Below are 17,194 nucleotides of genomic sequence, written 5' to 3'. Positions count from 1 at the left end.
GCGATGTACCGGCCCGCCTTATGTACCGCGAACCAGACCCCTTTTCATCCATTGGCAATTGCATACGAATTTAGAAACAGGAGCTCCAACATGACCATCGAAATGATCGAAGCCGAAGAATTTAACCAGGGCACCCAGATCAAGGTGATCGGTGTGGGCGGTGGCGGCAGCAACGCCGTCGAACACATGATTGCCCGCAGCGTGCAGGGCGTGGAGTTCGTCAGCGCCAACACCGACGCGCAGGCGCTCACCCGCAGCTCGGCCCACCGCACCATCCAGCTGGGTAACAGCGGCCTGGGCGCCGGCAGCAAGCCCGAAAAAGCCCGTGAAGCCGCCGAAGCCGCGGTGGACGACATCCGCGCCGCCATCTCGGGCGCGCACATGCTGTTCATCACCGCCGGCATGGGCGGCGGCACGGGCACCGGCGCTGCACCCGTGATTGCGCGCGTGGCCAAGGAAATGGGCATCCTCACCGTGGGCGTGGTCACCAAGCCCTTCGATTGGGAGGGCGGGCGCCGCATGAGCAATGCCGACAACGGTCTGGCCGAGCTCGAAGCCAATGTGGATTCGCTGATCGTGGTGCTCAACGAAAAGCTGCTCGAAGTGCTGGGCGATGACATCACCCAGGACGAGGCCTTTGCCCACGCCAACGACGTGCTGAAAAACGCCGTGGGCGGCATTGCCGAAATCATTAACGAATACGGCCATGTGAACGTCGACTTCGAAGACGTGCGCACCGTGATGGGCGAGCCCGGCAAGGCCATGATGGGCACGGCCACCGCCAGCGGCCCCGACCGTGCGCGCATCGCCGCCGAGCAGGCCGTGGCCTGCCCGCTGCTGGAAGGCATCGACCTGTCGGGCGCCAAGGGCGTGTTGGTGCTGGTGACGGCCGCCAAGGGCAGCCTGAAGCTGTCTGAATCGCGCCTGGCCATGAGCACCATCAACGCCTATGCCTCGCCCGACGCGCATGTGATCTACGGCGCGGCCTACGACGACAGCCTGGGCGACGAGATCCGCGTGACCGTGGTGGCCACAGGCCTGTCGCGCCCCAACGCACGCCGCCAGCCCATTTCGGTGGTGCAGGGTGGCCTGCGCACGGGCACGGACAACATCGCCTACCAAATGCCCATGGCCACCAGCGGTGGCCTGGGTGGTGCCGTGGGTGTGGCCGGCGGCATGGTGGGGGGCTCGCAGGCCGACTACGGCAGCATGTCGGTGCCCAGCGTGTGGCGCACCAACCGCACGCAGGCAGCGGCCCGCGTGGATGCACTGTCGTCGGGCGGCATGGATGATCTGGAGATTCCGGCTTTCCTGCGCAAGCAGGCAGATTGACAGGGTAGATCCTCCTGAGCGGCTTCGCCGCTTCCCCCTTCTCTCGCTGAGCGCGGGAAGGGGGACGACGCCAGCGCGGCGGGGCGTCCCTTGCGCGGCGTCCCTGGTGGGGCGTGCGCCGATTTCAGGTGTTCCGTTTTCTATCAGGGTCATAGGAAGTCACAGGTACTTCCTGCTGGGCGGGCCCACTAAAATTGCAAGATGCTCAAGCAACGCACCATCAAGACCCTGACCCGCGCCGTTGGCGTGGGCCTGCACAGCGGCCAGCGGGTCGAATTGACGTTGCGCCCGGCCCAGCCGGACACAGGCATCGTGTTCCGCCGTGTCGATCTGCCCGAGCCGGTGGACATTCCCATTACCGCCACAGCCGTGGTGGACACCCGCATGGCCTCGACCATCGGCGCGGGCGGCGCCAAGGTGCACACCGTGGAGCACCTCATGTCGGCCTGCGCCGGGCTGGGTCTGGACAATCTTTACATCGACATCACGGCCGAAGAGGTGCCCATTCTCGACGGCTCCTCGGCCTCGTTCGTGTTCCTGCTGCAAAGCGCGGGCGTGGAGCTGCAGAACGCGCCCAAGCGCTTCATCCGCCTCAAGCGCCCGGTGGAGGTGCGCGAGGGCGAGGGCCACAACCTCAAGTGGGCGCGCCTGGAGCCCTACCACGGCTTCAAGCTGCGCTTCGAGATCGACTTTGCCCACCCGGCTGTCGATTCCACCGGGCAGAGCGTGGAGTTCGACCTGGGCTCGGGCAACTACGCGCGCGACATCGCCCGCGCGCGCACCTTCGGCTTCACCAAAGACGTGGAGATGCTGCGCTCCAATGGCCTGGCGCTGGGCGGCGGGCTGGACAACGCCATCGTCATGGACGACTACAAGGTGCTCAACGCCGACGGCCTGCGCTACGACGCCGAGTTTGCGCGGCACAAAATCCTCGACGCCATGGGCGACCTGTACCTCGTGGGCAAGCCGCTGCTGGCGGCCTACAGCGCCTTCCGCTCGGGCCATGCCATGAACAACCTGCTGCTGCGCGAACTGCTGGCGCAGCGCGATGCCTGGGAAGAAGTGACGTTCGAGGATGAACGCCAGGCGCCCAGCGGGTTCCTGCAACCCGTGCGTGCGTGGTAGCGGGCCCATGCTGCTGTTTCGCTGGCTGGCCATGGCACTGCTGCTGACCGCGGTGGTTTCCTTTGCGTTCTATGCCGGCACGGGCCAGGCGCGCTACAAGCGCTTTGGCCTGGTGGTGCTGAAATGGACCATCATCGCTGCCGTCTTTTTCTTTGCCGTGCTGTTCATCGGGCGCCTGGCCTGAGCCTGTTCAAGGCCGTAAGGCAGCGCTGTCCTATACTCGCGCCTGCTCCGGGGTGTGCGTAAGCGCTGAGATGCGAGGTGGCTGAAGAAATTCGGCAGGCCTTGCGAACCCGACGAACTTGATCCGGTTCATACCGGCGGAAGAAGAGTCGACCTCCTTGTCCCCGTGCCCGCAGTCCCTGTGGGCACGCCTTGCCTCAGGCGCTGCCATGCGCAGCCACCTGAGGGGCGCACAGGTCCATTCCGGAGCAGACCCCACCGCCACCGGAACCAGGAGACCTGCCCATGAACGCCCCCGACCCCCACGCCAAGCTCGCTGCCCCCGAAAAGTTTGCGGAGCTGCTGGCCCGCACGCGCGAGCCCTTTCCTGCATCGCGCAAAGCCTATATCCCCGGCCATTTGCACACCGACCTGCGCGTGCCCGTGCGCGACATCGCGCTGACCAATGGCGAACTGGTCAGTGTGTACGACACTTCCGGCCCCTACACCGACCCCGATGCCGTGATTGACGTGCGCAAGGGTCTCGCAGGTGTGCGGGATGCATGGATTGCCGCGCGTGGCGATGTGGAGCACTACGAAGGCCGCGCCCCCGTAGCGCTGGACGACGGACAAAAGAGCGAAGATGCCACCCGCCTGGCCCAGCTGCGCGCCGAGGCCGCAGCCCTGCAACGCAAGCCATTGCGCGCCAAGGCCGGCGCTAACCACACCGGTAACGTCACGCAGATGCACTACGCCCGCAAAGGCATCATCACGCCCGAGATGGAATACGTGGCCATCCGCGAAAACGGCAAGCGCGAGTGGATGGCGCAGTACATGGCCGACGCTGGCCGTGAGAAGCGCCTGATGGGCAACCCGATGGGTGCCAGCATCCCGCGCATCATCACCCCCGAATTCGTGCGCGACGAAGTGGCCCGGGGCCGCGCCATCATCCCCGCCAACATCAACCACCCCGAGGTGGAGCCCATGGCGATTGGCCGCAATTTCCTGGTCAAGATCAACGCCAACATCGGCAACTCGGCCGTCACGTCGAGCATCGAGGAAGAAGTCGAAAAGCTGGTCTGGGCGATCCGCTGGGGCGCCGACAACGTGATGGATCTCTCGACCGGCAAGAACATCCACACCACGCGCGACTGGATCGTGCGCAACTCGCCCGTGCCGATTGGCACCGTGCCGATCTACCAGGCGCTGGAAAAAGTGGGCGGTGTGGCCGAAGACCTGACCTGGGAGATCTTCCGCGACACGCTGATCGAGCAGGCCGAGCAGGGCGTGGACTATTTCACCATCCACGCGGGTGTGCGCCTGGCCTACATCCACCTCACGGCGCAGCGCCGCACGGGCATCGTCTCGCGCGGCGGTTCCATCATGGCCAAGTGGTGCATGGCGCACCACCGCGAGAGCTTTTTGTACGAGCATTTCGAAGACATCTGCGACATCATGAAGGCGTACGACGTGTCGTTCAGCCTGGGCGATGGCCTGCGCCCCGGCTGCGCGAGTGATGCCAACGACGAAGCCCAGTTTGCCGAGCTGCACACGCTGGGCGAGCTGACCCAGGTGGCGTGGAAGCACGATGTGCAAACCATGATCGAAGGCCCCGGCCATGTGCCCATGCACATGATCCAGGCCAACATGACCGAGCAGCTCAAGACCTGCCACGAGGCGCCGTTCTACACCCTGGGCCCGCTGACCATCGACATCGCCCCCGGCTACGACCACATTGCGTCCGCCATTGGTGCCGCCATGATCGGCTGGATGGGCACGGCCATGCTGTGCTACGTGACGCCCAAGGAGCACCTGGGCCTGCCCGACCGCGACGACGTGAAGCAGGGCATCATCGCCTACAAGATCGCCGCACACGCGGCCGACGTGGCCAAGGGCCACCCGGGCGCCCGCTCGCGCGACGATGCACTCAGCCAGGCGCGCTTTGACTTTCGCTGGCAGGACCAGTTCAACCTGGGCCTCGATCCCGATACGGCCAAGGAATACCACGACGAGACCCTGCCCAAGGATGCCTCCAAGGTGGCGCATTTCTGCTCGATGTGCGGGCCCAAGTTCTGCTCGATGAAGATCACGCAAGAGGTGCGCGACTTCGCAAAGCAAAAGGGGGTTGCCGAGACCGAGGCGCTGGCGGCGGGCATGGAGACCAAGGCCGAAGAGTTCCAGCGCGGCGGCAGCAGCCTGTACGTGCCGATCAAGCCGGTCTGATGAATGCTATTAAAAAATGAGCTTCTTGCGCTTGCTGGATAAGCGCTAGAGGCTATTTTTATTGTATTTTCTTCGACTGCCCCTCTGGGGCCGGGTCGTTAGCCGGCTGCGACCCGGCGTGGTCTAGCTGGTTGTCAGCTGCGCTTGGCGCCGATGTGCCAGGCCCATCTGGGGCGATGCCGATGCCGATGCCGCGTCCTGGCCTGGCAGCACAAACTGGCTGATCAGGGTGGACAGCTCGTGGGCCTGGCTGCGCAGGCCGGCCGAGGCGGCCATGGACTGCTCCACCAGCGCCGCGTTGGCCTGGGTCATCTGGTCCAGCCGCGCCACGGCGGTGTTGATCTGGCCGATGTCGCGGTTCTGGTCCTGCGTGGCGGCGGTGATGTCGCCCATCATGCGTTCGGCGTCCTGGATCGAGCCGACGATGCGCTGCATGGTGCTGCCGGCAACGCCCGCCAGGCTGGTGCCCTCTTTCACCTGATCGACCGATTCGTGGATCAGTGCCTTGATTTCCCGCGCAGCGTCGGCCGAGCGCGTGGCCAGGTTGCGCACCTCGGCCGCCACCACCGCAAAGCCGCGGCCCTGTTCGCCCGCATGGGCCGCTTCGACGGCGGCATTGAGCGCCAGGATGTTGGTCTGGAAGGCGATGGAGTCGATCACGCCGATGATGGCCACGATCTTGTTGGCCGACGCGTGGATGCCTTCCATGGTGCGCTCCACCTGGGCCACCACACTGCCGCCTTCATGTGCCACCGCGGTGGCGGTGGCCACCATATGCTGCGCGTCGTGCGCGGCCTGCGCGGACTGCATCACCCGGCTGGTGAGGTGCTCCAGCGACGCCGCGGTCTCTTGCAGGCTGGCGGAGGTTTCTTCGGTGCGGCTGGACAGGTCGGTGTTGCCGCTGGCGATTTCCGATGCGGCGACGCTCAGGTTCTGCGCTGATCCGCGCACCTGCGCGACCAGGGTGCGCAGCGCTTGCTGCATCACCGCCAGCGAGTTGAGCATGCGGCCGGCCTCGTCTTTTGCATGGCCGGCAATGTCGTGGCGCAGGTCCAGGGCGGCCACGCGGTCGGCCGTGGTGCCGGCCAGCGCGATCGGGCGCGTGATGCTGCGCACCAGCCAGAGCGCCAGCACGGTGCCCACCAGCAGCGCCATCGCGCTGAAGGCCAGCAGCGCGGTGCGGGCCACGGCGCCCAGGCGCTCGACTTCGCGTGCGCCGGCATCGATGGCGTTGCGCTGCGATTGGGTGAGCGTGCCCAGTGCGGACAGCAATGCACCGGAAGAGGGCCGGAAGCGCTCGGTGTACACCTTGCGGATGCGTTCTGTCACGCCCGAATCGCGGGCCGCCACCAGCTCGGTGCGGGCTTGCAGGAAGTCTTTCCCCGCAGCATCGATGCTGTCGAGCAAGGCACGGTCTTCGGCCACTTGCAGGCGTTTGCCCAGATCGGCAATGCGCGCGTCATAGAGCTGCTGGGTGGCGGCAATGTCCGCGCCCAGGATGTCGCTCACCTCGGGCTCCGAGCTCAGTGCGATGGCCTTGTAGCGCTCGGAGTTGATGGCCTGGTAGCGGTAGGCGTCGGCCACCAGGCGCTCGGTGGCCACGCCCTGGCTCACCATGGTTTCGGTGGATTGCTGGATCTGGCGCAGCGACCAGATGCCGATCAGCGAGCCGAGCAGGGTCAGCGTCAGCACCACGGCGAAAGTGGTCAGCAGTCGCCTGCCCAGGGTGCCCTGGGATGGCTTGGGGGAGGAGAGGGGGGCGGACATGGATGCTCGTCAATGGGGTCGGGGCTTTTCAGGTGTTCGCAGGGAGGCTGGCCATCCCCGCCGGCATGCGGCCATGGCTGAGGGTGCGTGTATCGCACGGCGCATCCCGGCGAAGCGCCCAAGGGTTTCCCCTGATTATTTGCTACAAATGTCACAAATTGCCCTTAAACCCCTGTCGCTGCACGGGCACCGCCGCGCCACAACGGGCTGGTGCCAAGCCCGGTGAATACCCTGTGCAGCCGCGAATGTGGCGGCATTTATAGTCCTCCAGCACCAGCCCAGAAGGCTGGGCAAGGTTGTGGCATTAAAGTTGCTAAACCCAGTTGTTTGTCAAAATTTGTAAGGAAGAGCCATGAACGCTCTGGGTCGATTTTCCATTCGCACGCGCCTGTATTTCGCAACGACCTTTTCACTCGTATTGCTGGTGATCATTGGGGGCATGGGGTTCATCGCACTGGACCGCACCCGCGGCACGCTGGAAGTCCTGTTCTCCCAACGGGTCCAGACCCTCACCGACATGTCCGACCTGCGCACCTCGCTGGGGGACCTGCGCCGCGCCGAAAAAGACATCATCATCAACTTCAACAACACCGTGGAAGTGGCGGCGCTGCGCGAAAGCTGGGGCAAGACGCTGGCGGCGCTGCGCAAGAGCCTGGCCGACGTGCGCCAGGTGCAGGCGGGCGATCCGGCCTTTGTGGCGGCCATCGACAAGTCGCTCGACGAGATCAAGCAATATGAGGCCGGCATTGTTCCCATCTTCGACCAGATCGAGCGCGCCCAGATCGACGGTGCCGGCGGCGGCGCCTATGCCGACCGCCTCAAAAAGCACATGGAGGCCACCGACCAGCTGTTCTCCCAGCTGGCCACTGCGGCCCGTGAGCAGATGCAGCAGGCGCGCCAGGGTGTGGACACCCTCGCCGCCACCATGTCTGGCCTGATCGGCGTGGCCTTGGTGCTGGCGCTGGTGGTGTTGATTCCGCTCACCTACCTGAGCGTGCGTTCCATCACCCGCTCGCTGGCCCAGGCCCGCGATCTGGCCGAGCGCATTGCCGGCGGCGACCTGTCACGCGATGAACAGGCGCTGAACCACGACGAAGTGGGCCAGCTGGTGGGCGCCATGGGCCGCATGCAGCAGTCGCTGCGCGGCCTGGTGCACCAGGTGCAGGATGCGGCGGGCAATATCTCCACCGCCAGCCACGAGATCGCCACCGGCAACCACGACCTGAGCCAGCGCACCGAGCAGACCGCTGCCAACCTCGAAGAAGCGGCCTCGTCCATGGAAATGCTCACCAACACGGTGCAGCAAAGCGCGCAGTCCTCGCGCCAGGCCAGCGACTTTGCCTCGTCGGCCGCCGAGGTGGCGGCGCGCGGCGGTGCCGTGGTGTCGCAGGTGGTGAGCACCATGGACCAGATCACCACCAGCTCGCGCAAGATTGCCGACATCACGGGCGTGATCGATTCCATTGCGTTCCAGACCAATATCCTGGCGCTCAACGCTGCCGTGGAGGCCGCACGCGCCGGCGAGCAGGGCCGTGGCTTTGCCGTGGTGGCCAGCGAGGTGCGCAGCCTGGCCCAGCGCAGCGCCGGGGCGGCCAAGGAGATCAAGGAGCTGATCGGCTCGTCGGTCGAGCGCGTGGAAGACGGCTCACGCCTTGTGAGCCAGGCGGGCCAGACCATGACCGAAATCGTGGGCAGCGTGCGCCGCGTGTCGGGCATCATCAACGAAATCACCGCCTCGGCCGCCGAACAAAGCGACAACATCGGTCACATCAGCCAGTCGGTCACCCAGCTGGACCAGATGACGCAGCAGAACGCGGCCCTGGTAGAGCAGTCCACGGCCGCATCGGAATCGTTGCGCGAGCAGGCCCTGCAGCTCACGCGCGCCGTCAGCCAGTTCAAGCTGCATGACGGTGGTGCGACGGACATCCTGCCTGGTGCCCTGCCAACCGCTGCGGCTGCAGCCCGTGGCCGCCAGCCCGCAGCGGTGCGGCAGGCGCAGGCGGCGCTGCAGATTCAATAGTGGTGTTTTTGGCTTCTAGCGCTTATGCAGTAAGCGCTGAAAGCTATTGATAATGTAGCGTTTCGGCGGCGGACTTCTGGTGGGGCGATACGTGGTGCAAGGTGGCGCCACGCCGCCAGCAACCGGCGCCCCTCAAGCCAGTGCCACCGTGGAGCCGGCTTGGCCGGGCCAGGGGTGGCGTCCCGCTGGGGGAAGCGGCGAAGCCGCGCAGGGGGTCAGTCCCGCGTCACCCGCAGCACTTCTTCGCGGCTGGTGATGCCCGCAGCAATCAGCCGCTCGCCGTCGTCGCGCATCAGTGCCATGCCATGGGCCAGCGCAGCGGTGCGGATGTCGGCTTCGGAGGCCTGGTTGTGGATCTGGGCGCGGATGGCATCGTTGGTGACCAGCAGCTCGAACACGCCGGTGCGGCCTGCGTAGCCCGTTTGGCCGCAGGCATCGCAGCCCTTGCCGGCGCAGTGGGTGCAAATCTTGCGCACCAGGCGCTGGGCCAGCACGCCCAGCAGGGACGACGACAGCAAAAACGGCTCCACGCCCATGTCGGTCAGGCGCGTGACGGCGCTGGCGGCGTCGTTGGTGTGCAGCGTGGCCAGCACCAGGTGGCCGGTGAGCGAGGCCTGGATGGCGATCTGCGCGGTCTCGAAGTCGCGGATTTCGCCAATCATGATGATGTCCGGGTCCTGGCGCAGGATGGCGCGCAAGGCCTTGGCAAACGTCAGGTCGATCTTGCTGTTGACCTGCGTCTGGCCCACGCCGGGCAGCTCGTATTCGATGGGGTCTTCCACCGTCATGATGTTGTTGCGCGTGGCATCGAGCCGCGACAAGGCCGCATACAGCGTGGTGGTCTTGCCCGAGCCCGTGGGCCCGGTCACCAGCACGATGCCGTGCGGCTGGGCGATCAGGCTTTCAAAGCGGTGCAAGGTGTCGCCCTGCATGCCCACGGCCTCCAGGCTGATCTTGCTTTCGCTCTTGTCCAGCAGGCGCAGCACGGCGCGTTCGCCATGGGCGCTGGGCAGGGTGGACACGCGCACGTCGATGGCGCGGGTGCCCAGGCGCAGGCTGATGCGGCCGTCCTGCGGCAGGCGCTTTTCTGAAATATCGAGGTCGGCCATGATTTTCAGGCGCGAGATCAGGGCGGCGTGCAGCGCGCGGTTGGGCTGCACCACCTCGCGCAGGCTGCCGTCCACGCGAAAGCGCACGCTGCTGTGGCGTTCGTAGGGCTCGATATGGATGTCGCTGGCGCCGTCGCGCGCGGCCTGCGTGAGCAGGGCGTTGAGCATGCGGATGATGGGTGCGTCGTCGGCGGTTTCCAGCAGGTCTTCGACCGCCGGCAGCTCCTGCATCATGCGCGAGAGGTCGGCATCGGACTCGACCTCGCTCACCACCGTGGCGGCGCTCGATTCGCCCTGCGCATAGGCTGCGCTGATGCGCTGGGCCAGGCTGTTGGCATCGATCGGCAGCAGCTGTTGCACCGGGTGCTTGCGCAGCACTTCCGACAGCGCGCTGGCGTTGGGCTGGGGGCCGTGCCACAGCACAAGCTGCTGGCCGTCGTCCTCCAGCAGCAACTGGGCGGTGCGCGCAAAGGCGTAGGGCAGAGGATGGCGCATCGCGGGCCTGCCTCAGGGCGCGTTGACGGGCGCGTTGACGGGCGCGGGGTCGGACATGGGCGCGGTCAGGGGCTGCCCGGCAGGTGCGGACGGAGCGGCTTCAGGGCGCAGCGCAGGCAGCACCGGGGCGCCGGAGACGGACTGCAGCACGACGCTGGCCGCAGGCTGCGTGGCCTGCTGCAGCGCGCGGATGGAGTCGTAGCGGTCGATCATCAGCGCGTCGCTGGCGGCCGCATCGCGCACCACCACAGGGCGCAGGAACACCAACAGGTTGGTCTTCTTGCGCGAGCGGTTCTCGCTGCGAAACAGGTTGCCCAACACAGGAATGTCGCCTATCAGCGGCACCTTGTCTTCGGCCTGTGAGTAGCTGTCTTCCAGCAGGCCGCCCAGCACGATGATGCTGCCGTCGTCCACCAGCACGTTCGATTCGATGGAGCGCTTGCTGGTGGTCGGGCCATTGGGGTCTTTGAGCGTGGCGGAGTCGATCTTGGAGACCTCCTGGTAGATCGCCATCTTCACCGTGCCGTTTTCGTTGATCTGCGGCCGCACGCGCAGCATCAGGCCCACGTCCTTGCGCTCCACGGTGGTGAAGGGGTTGACCGCGCCGGCATTGCCGCCTGTGTTGGCGTAAGAGCCGGTAGGGAAAGGCACGTTGTTGCCGATGACGATCTTGGCCTCTTCGTTGTCCAGCGTCATCAGGTTGGGGGTGGAGAGCACGTTGGCATCGCCACTGTTTTGCAGAAAGTTGGCCAGCGCGCCCAGGTAATACTGCCCGTTCACGCGCGGGGCCAGCGTCAGATTCAGGCCGCCGCCCAGGCCGGCTGCGGCGGCGGCTGCAGCCGTGCCGCCCTGCAGGATGCCCGCCGTCAACCCGATGATGTTGGCACCGGAGGTGCTGGAGTTGGTGCCAATGGCGCCCACCACGCCATCGCCCCTGTTGCCGATCACGCTTTGCCACTGGATGCCGAACTCGGCCAGCTTGTTGGTGGACACCTCGACGATCAGGCTTTCCACCAGCACCTGCGCGCGCCGGCCGTCGAGCTTGTCGATCACCGCGCGCAGCTGCCGGTACTGGGGCTCGGGCGCGGTGATGATGAGCGAATTGGTCGTGGGGTCGGCCTGGATCTGGCCGCCGGTCGATGGTTGGTTGCTGCTGGTGCTGCTGCCAGAGCCCATGCCCATGCCCATGCCCATGTCCATCCCCAGGCCGCTGGAAGCGCCGGCATTGAGCCCGGCGTTGCTGCTGGTGTTGCCGGTCAAGCCCGAATTGGCAGAAGTTGAAAGGCCGCCCGATGAGACCGATGACGATGGCGACGATGCGGCGCCACTGCCGCCCCCTGCGGCCGCCATGGCCGCGCGCAGCGTGGTCGCCAGCTTGGTGGCATCGGCATTCTTGAGATAGACCACATGGATGTTGCCGCTGGCCGCACTGCTGCCGGGCACGGGCGGCTGGTCGAGTTTGTCCACCAGCGCGCGCACCTGGGCCACGCGGGCCGGGTTGGCGGCGCGCAGGATCAGGGCGTTGCTGCGCGGCTCAGCCAGCAGCGTGGTCTTGAACGAAGTGTCGGTCTGGCCCTGGGCCGCGGCCGGGGCGGCCGCGCTGCCGCCATCGATGAGCCGCGCCACCAGCGGGGCCAGGTCGGTGGCCACGGCGTTTTTGAGCAGGATGATCTCGACATCGCTGGCATTGGCGACATCCATGGCCGCCACGATGCGCGCCAGGCGCTGCAGGTTGTCGGCATAGTCGGTGATTACCAGCGAGTTGTTACCGGGGTTCACGTTGATGGTGTTGTTGGGGCTGATCAGCGGGCGCAGCACCGGCACCAGGTTGGCCGCGTTTTCGTAATTGAGCTTGAAGATCTGCGTGACGATCTGCCCGCCGCCGGGGCCCGCGGCGCCGCCTTGCCACACGCTCACGCTGCCGCCCTGCAGCTTGGCATCGGCTTCGGGCACCACCTTGTACAGGCCGGCGGACTCGACCACCGTGAAGCCCTGCAGCCGCAGCGCGGCCAGGAACTGCTGGAAGGCTGCTGCGGGCGTCACGGCCCGCTCGGTGATCAGGGTGAGCTGGCCTTTGACACGCGGGTCCACCACCACGTTGCGGCCGGTGATGGTGGCCATGGTGCGGGCCACGGCCTCGATCTCGGCATTGGCGAAGTTCAGCGTGACGGGCTCGCCCGGGCGCACGCTGCTGGTGCCGGTTCCGATGGCTGTTTGTGCATGAATTTGACCGCTAAGGCTTGCCAGTAAAGCGCATGTAGCTATTTTATTAATAGCAAATCGCCATTCTGGCGAAAGATTGGAAGTCATAGGGTCAACCCACGGTGATGATGGAGCGCGCGCCATTGCGCCGTCCGATGATGTTCAGGAGATTGGCCAGGGCCGCTTCGCGTTCGGGCGTGGCGCTGGCCTCGCCCGTAAAACGCAGGCGCTGGCCCACCCATTGGCCGCTGCCGCTCAGCCGCAGGTCGCCGTCGAGCGTGCTCAGCGTGAGCGTGGGCAATTCGCCGCCCTGCAGCACGAGCCGGTAGCTGCCCATGGGGCGCAGGGTGGACAGGCGCGAGGACATGGCCCGCGCATCGAGCTGGGCCATGCCCGTCAGTGCCAGGCGGCCTGAAGTCCACACCGCTTCCAGGCCCCGGGTCTGCACGGCCAGTTGGCCCTCGGGCTGCAGGGTGTTCCACGGCGTTCCCAGTCCGGTCAGCAGGCCGGCAGGAAACTGGCCCTGGCCATCGGCCAGCGCCAGCCGCATGCCGCCCCAGCGGGCATCCACGCGGGCCTGCAACGGTGCCGGCATGCAGCAGGCGGCGTGCACCTGGGCGCGCAGGCCGCGCAGGGTGGGACGCAAGCGCCATTCCAGGCGCCCGGGCAGCGCTGCGCGGTCCTGGCTGGCGCCGCCGCCGGTCAGCACCAGCTGGGCCGAGCCGGTCCACACGGTGCCACGCGCCTGTACCAGCAGCACTTGCCCGCCGCTGGCGCCGTCCACCGCCTGCGCCAGCCACTGTGCCGGCGCAAAGGCGACCAACGCCGGCAGCACGCCCACCAGCAACCCGGCGGCAGCCCAGCCCCAGGGCGCACGCGGTGCCGCCGTGACAGTGCGCCGGGCGCTGGAACGCGAGGGGGAAGGCATGTTGCGCAGCACGGAAAGGGCTGCCGGTCAGCGGGCGGGCAGGGCCAGCACCAGGCTGCCATCCCAGCGCGGTGCGGCCGCAGCGGGCGCATTGCCGAGGGTGGCAGGCGGCGCGGGGGCCGCAGCCGCCGGGCTGCGCGTGAGGCGGGCTTCTACCGGCACCGCCAGCGCATTGCTGCGCGCCTGGGCCAGCCATTGGGCCAGTGCGTCGGCGGGCGCGCCCTTGAGTGTGATGGTGGCACGGTCGCCCGCCAGGCTGAGCTGGGCGGTGGCGCCCAGGCGCTGGGTCAGCGCGCTGCGCAGGCTGGCCACGGCATCGCCCGGGGCGCTGCGCGGTGCGGCCTGCAGTTGCAGGGCTTCGGCCTGCAGGCTGTGCATGCGCTGCAACTGGGCATCCAGGGCCGCATGGCGCGCCGGGGCCGTGCGCAGCGTGTTCAGGGCCGGAGCCAGGGCCACCCACCACAGCAGCGCCAGGACCACCACGCTGCCCGCGGCCAGGACCAGGTTTTGCTCGCGCGGGGCCAGGGCCTTCCAGCGCGCTGGCAAGGAGAGGTTCATGGTGGGGGCGTTCATGGCGTCACCTCTGCGCGCAGCAACAGGCTGCCGTCGTCCAGGCGGGCGCTGTAGCCCGCAGCCTGCAGCCGGGTGAACGCGGCCGTTTGCTCCTCGGGCGCCAGCGTGATGCCGCGCAGGCGCAGCTCGCCGGCGGTGTATTCCAATGCATTGGGCAACTGGTCTGCGGGCAGGGCGGCGCCTGCCGCCGCGAGCAGGGGTTCCAGGTCGCGCGGCGACACGCTGCCGGCGGCCTGGCGCAGCACGGCCAGTTCGCGCTCCATCTGCACCGGGGCGTCCACCACCACCTGCACCTTGGGGAAGGTCTGGGTGAGCGCGTTGCGCACCGCGGCCTGCTTGGCGGCGAGTGCATCGCGCTCCTGCCAGGCCCAGGCGTTCAGGCCGACGAGGTGGGCAGCGGCCAGCAGGCCTGCGCCCCAGCGTGCCGCGCGCCACTGCGGCGCATACAAAAAGGCGCTGGCGGCGCTGCCGGCCTTGCGCAGGGCGCGGGTGCGCCCAGTGCTGGCCAGGTCGAACTGCGCCAGGTCCCAGTCGCCGCGCGCCGCATCGAGCGCGCGCTGGCTGGCGGTGTGCAGCACCACGGGGCGGCCCAGCGTGCGCTCGGCCAGCGCCGCCACGGCGGGCTCGGCGTGCACCGGGGGCATCGCCTCGTCGGCATCTACGGGGGCCGGGCCGATCAGGCCCAGCGCCACGGACGACAGGGGCAGCACGGTCACCGCCTGCTCGGCCCCATGGCCGCACAGCACCAGGTGGGCCTCTTCGGGCGTGCCCAGCGCAAACAGCTCGGGCTGGCCGCTGGCGGTGGGGCCCGGTGCAAATTCAGGCACCACGCGCGATACGCGCCGGCCTGCAGATTCGAGGGCCTGCAGCGCTTCACGCAGCCAGGCGCGGTCGCACACGGCCACCCACACGGGTTCGCCCGCGCGGGCCGCCGGTTGCAGGGCAAAGTGCAGCTGGGCTGGGTCGTCGAGCAGCAGGTCTTCGAGCAGGCCTTCCAGCACCGAGCGCAGGCGCGACGTTTGCTGGCCGGTGCCCAGCGGCACGCCGTTGGGCAACTGCACGCGCTGCCACGAAAGCGCCTGCGCCGGCACCACGGCCACCACCTCGCCGCCCGGCCGGGCAGGCTCGGGCAGCAGCGCCGCAGGGGCGCTGGCGTGGCGAAGTGCGGTGTGGCCGTCGGCGGTCAGCGTGTAGCTGTAGTCGGCGGTGGGCCCGGACGGGGCCAGGGGCAGGAAAAGGATCAGGGTGCTCATGGGCGGGGTTTGCGGGCCATTTTAGGGGGCAGACTTGACAGTGCTGCGGCAAAGGGCGCTCAGCGCATTGCTTGGGGCGCAGGGGGCGCGGGTTCTCTGTCAAAGGCCCCGCGTTCGCGCCACAGCGTGGTCACGGTGGCGCCCTGGCGCATCACCAGCGAGCGCTCATCCACCATGGTGGTGCCCAGGCGCAATCGCCCGCGCACCTCGAAGTAGCGCGAAGCGATGGCGTGGTCGTCGGCGTTCAGCTGAATGCTGGCGCCCAGTTGGTCGGAGACATCGGTCAGCACCCGGAAATGGCGCGACTGCCGGGCCTGCACGAGCTTTTGCGCGCCCGCCATGTCCAGGCCGTCGATGGCGGCCGACAGTACATCCACATCGGCGGTGTTCAGGTTCACCGGGGTGCGCGCCGGCAGCAGCGTGACATGGGGGGCCAGCACGGCCACGGTAGTGGGCGGCAGGCCCAGCCAGCCCAGTTGGGCCAGGGTGGGCGGCAGCAGGGGCGCGCTGCTGTCGGCGCCCTGGCTGGCCTTGGCCTGGCGCAGCGCCTGCACCAGCTGGTCCAGCTGCTGCGGGGGCAGGCCCAGGCGAGCGAACAGGCGCGAAAACTGGCGCAAGGCGCCGGCTTGCACCTTGTCGCCCTCGATCAGGTTGGTCAGGTTCAGCCGGGCCTGCAGGTCGGTGATCTGCCCGGACAGAAAGGCATCGGTGGTGTCGGTGCTGGCATCGTCCACCTGCGCCACGTTGCGGTCGGCCGCCAAAAAGGTGGACAGGCGCGCCTCTTGCAGCGGCACGGCCCAGGGCTCGGCCAGGTGGTCGGCGCCGCCGGTGATGCCGTCTTCGCGCAGGATCAGGCGCGACCAGTCGAGCGCGCCCACCAGAATCCAGGCCGATTGCAGCCGGGCGCGCTCGGCCGTCTCGACCTCGACCGCGCGCCACTGCTGCCACAGCGCGGCGGCGGCAAAGGTAGCCACCAGCGTCACGGTCAGCATGGCCGCGAGCAAAGCAGCACCGCGTTGGCGCGCAAGGCCTGCGATGTTTTTGCAAGAGGGGGTGCGGTGGGTCATGACTTGCCCCCGCCGAGCAAGGGGTTGACCCAGTCGCGCGTGATCTGCCCGGCCAGGGCCTGGCCGGGGCTGATGGTGATCTGCAGGCGTACGCCATCGGGGACGGTGGCGGGCACGGCGGCGGCATCGCCGGGCGTGGCGTCGCTGCTGGACTGCGGGTTCGACCAGGCGCCCCCGCGGTAATAAAAGAGCTGCCAGTTGTCCAGCGGCAGCAGCAGCACTTCGCGGCGCCGCTCGGCTTCGCCCGGGTTGCTGGCCCACAAGGCCGCCTGATGCCAGGCCTGTTGCCAGTCCGCACGGGTGCGCACCGGCGGCGATTGCCAGCGCAGCCAATGGCTGGCGCCCTGCACGTCGCGCCGGGTCCAGGCCACCACCAGGGCGCCTTCATCGGGCATGGCGCTGCTGCGCCGCGTGATGCGCAGCACCTGGCCATCCCAGTGCAGCGGCGTGGTGTGGGGCAAGGCCAGGAGGGCGTCCAGATCGACACTCCACTGCCCCAGCGCGGCCTGGACCACCAGCAGCTCGTCGGCCCGCTGGCGGGTGGCCTCCTGCGCCCGCGCCATGCCGTCCAGCCCGCGCCAGCCCAAAATGGCCATCAGCGCCATGATGGCAATGCCCACCAGCAGCTCGATCAGGGTGAAGCCGCGCTGCGTGCCGCACGGCGGGGGCGTGGGAGTGATCAGCCCGCCGCCCGGCCGCCCGAAGGCGGGCTGGGCCCCCTCGGGGGGCAGGGAGCGACACGCAGTGCGCGAGCGTGGGGGCCACATCAGCCCGCCGCCCGGCCGCCCGAAGGCGGGCTGGGCCCCCTCGGGGGGCAGCGACGACACGCAGTGCGGGAGCGTGGGGGCCATCTCAGTACCGCCGCCCGGCCGCCCGAAGGCGGGCTGTGCCCCCTTGGGGGGCAGCGACGACACGCAGTGCGGGAGCGTGGGGGCCAT

13 protein-coding genes and 1 riboswitch are annotated in these 17,194 nt (G+C 68.1%); of the genes, 5 read left to right on the top strand and 8 right to left on the bottom strand.

Annotated features, from left to right (window positions below):
• The first annotated feature begins 90 nt into the window (after positions 1-90).
• From ftsZ to thiC, 4 genes are all read left to right on the top strand, one after another.
• Positions 91-1,332: a cell division protein FtsZ gene (gene ftsZ, locus CCX87_RS15270; RefSeq protein WP_087747564.1), complete on the top strand. Its 1,242-nt coding sequence runs from the start codon at positions 91-93 to the stop codon at positions 1,330-1,332.
• 201 nt (positions 1,333-1,533) lie between these two features.
• The gene (gene lpxC / locus CCX87_RS15265; protein WP_087747563.1) at positions 1,534-2,457 is read left to right on the top strand and encodes a UDP-3-O-acyl-N-acetylglucosamine deacetylase; all 924 of its coding nucleotides are present in this window, start codon (positions 1,534-1,536) and stop codon (positions 2,455-2,457) included.
• A 7-nt stretch (positions 2,458-2,464) separates the two neighbouring features.
• Complete coding sequence (locus CCX87_RS21140) at positions 2,465-2,641, top strand: hypothetical protein (protein WP_198314724.1); 177 nt, start codon at positions 2,465-2,467, stop codon at positions 2,639-2,641.
• A gap of 38 nt (positions 2,642-2,679) precedes the next feature.
• Positions 2,680-2,803, top strand: a riboswitch (TPP riboswitch).
• Between the two features lie 122 nt (positions 2,804-2,925).
• Complete coding sequence (gene thiC / locus CCX87_RS15260; RefSeq protein ID WP_087747562.1) at positions 2,926-4,842, top strand: phosphomethylpyrimidine synthase ThiC; 1,917 nt, start codon at positions 2,926-2,928, stop codon at positions 4,840-4,842.
• Between the two features lie 123 nt (positions 4,843-4,965).
• On the opposite strand, the gene CCX87_RS15255 is transcribed toward thiC, so the two are convergent.
• A complete protein-coding gene (locus tag CCX87_RS15255) occupies positions 4,966-6,609 on the bottom strand; it encodes a methyl-accepting chemotaxis protein (RefSeq protein WP_087747561.1) in 1,644 nt (547 codons plus the stop codon).
• A gap of 352 nt (positions 6,610-6,961) precedes the next feature.
• Between CCX87_RS15255 and CCX87_RS15250 the strand changes: the two genes are divergently transcribed.
• Complete coding sequence (locus CCX87_RS15250) at positions 6,962-8,629, top strand: methyl-accepting chemotaxis protein (RefSeq protein WP_087747560.1); 1,668 nt, start codon at positions 6,962-6,964, stop codon at positions 8,627-8,629.
• Between the two features lie 215 nt (positions 8,630-8,844).
• Here CCX87_RS15250 and CCX87_RS15245 read toward each other — a convergent pair whose 3' ends face one another.
• Genes CCX87_RS15245 through CCX87_RS15215 form a run of 7 tightly spaced genes read right to left on the bottom strand, consistent with a single transcriptional unit; the run spans position 8,845 to position 17,194 of the window.
• Positions 8,845-10,233 carry a GspE/PulE family protein gene (locus CCX87_RS15245; protein ID WP_087747559.1) on the bottom strand — a complete coding sequence of 463 codons (1,389 nt, stop codon included), beginning with the start codon at positions 10,231-10,233 and terminating at the stop codon, positions 8,845-8,847.
• 12 nt (positions 10,234-10,245) lie between these two features.
• Positions 10,246-12,543, bottom strand: coding sequence for a type II secretion system secretin GspD (gene gspD / locus CCX87_RS15240; protein WP_087747558.1), 2,298 nt, complete (start codon positions 12,541-12,543; stop codon positions 10,246-10,248).
• A 4-nt stretch (positions 12,544-12,547) separates the two neighbouring features.
• A complete protein-coding gene (gspN, locus tag CCX87_RS15235) occupies positions 12,548-13,363 on the bottom strand; it encodes a type II secretion system protein N (protein WP_087748395.1) in 816 nt (271 codons plus the stop codon).
• A gap of 27 nt (positions 13,364-13,390) precedes the next feature.
• Positions 13,391-13,936, bottom strand: a complete 546-nt coding sequence (gspM, locus tag CCX87_RS15230) for a type II secretion system protein GspM (protein WP_087747557.1) — start codon at positions 13,934-13,936, stop codon at positions 13,391-13,393.
• Positions 13,933-15,189 carry a type II secretion system protein GspL gene (gspL, locus tag CCX87_RS15225; protein WP_087747556.1) on the bottom strand — a complete coding sequence of 419 codons (1,257 nt, stop codon included), beginning with the start codon at positions 15,187-15,189 and terminating at the stop codon, positions 13,933-13,935. Before gspL ends, gspM begins: the two co-directional genes overlap by 4 nt.
• Positions 15,190-15,248: 59 nt before the next feature.
• Positions 15,249-16,256 carry a type II secretion system minor pseudopilin GspK gene (gene gspK, locus CCX87_RS15220; RefSeq protein WP_198314723.1) on the bottom strand — a complete coding sequence of 336 codons (1,008 nt, stop codon included), beginning with the start codon at positions 16,254-16,256 and terminating at the stop codon, positions 15,249-15,251.
• A complete protein-coding gene (locus tag CCX87_RS15215) occupies positions 16,253-17,194 on the bottom strand; it encodes a PulJ/GspJ family protein (protein WP_442857473.1) in 942 nt (313 codons plus the stop codon). The genes gspK and CCX87_RS15215 overlap by 4 nt, the downstream gene beginning before the upstream one ends.

Source organism: Acidovorax sp. T1, assembly GCF_002176815.1.
Taxonomy (GTDB): domain Bacteria; phylum Pseudomonadota; class Gammaproteobacteria; order Burkholderiales; family Burkholderiaceae_C; genus Acidovorax.
Note: the sequence above shows the minus strand (reverse complement) of the source record. Positions and strands in the feature narration are given on the sequence as shown.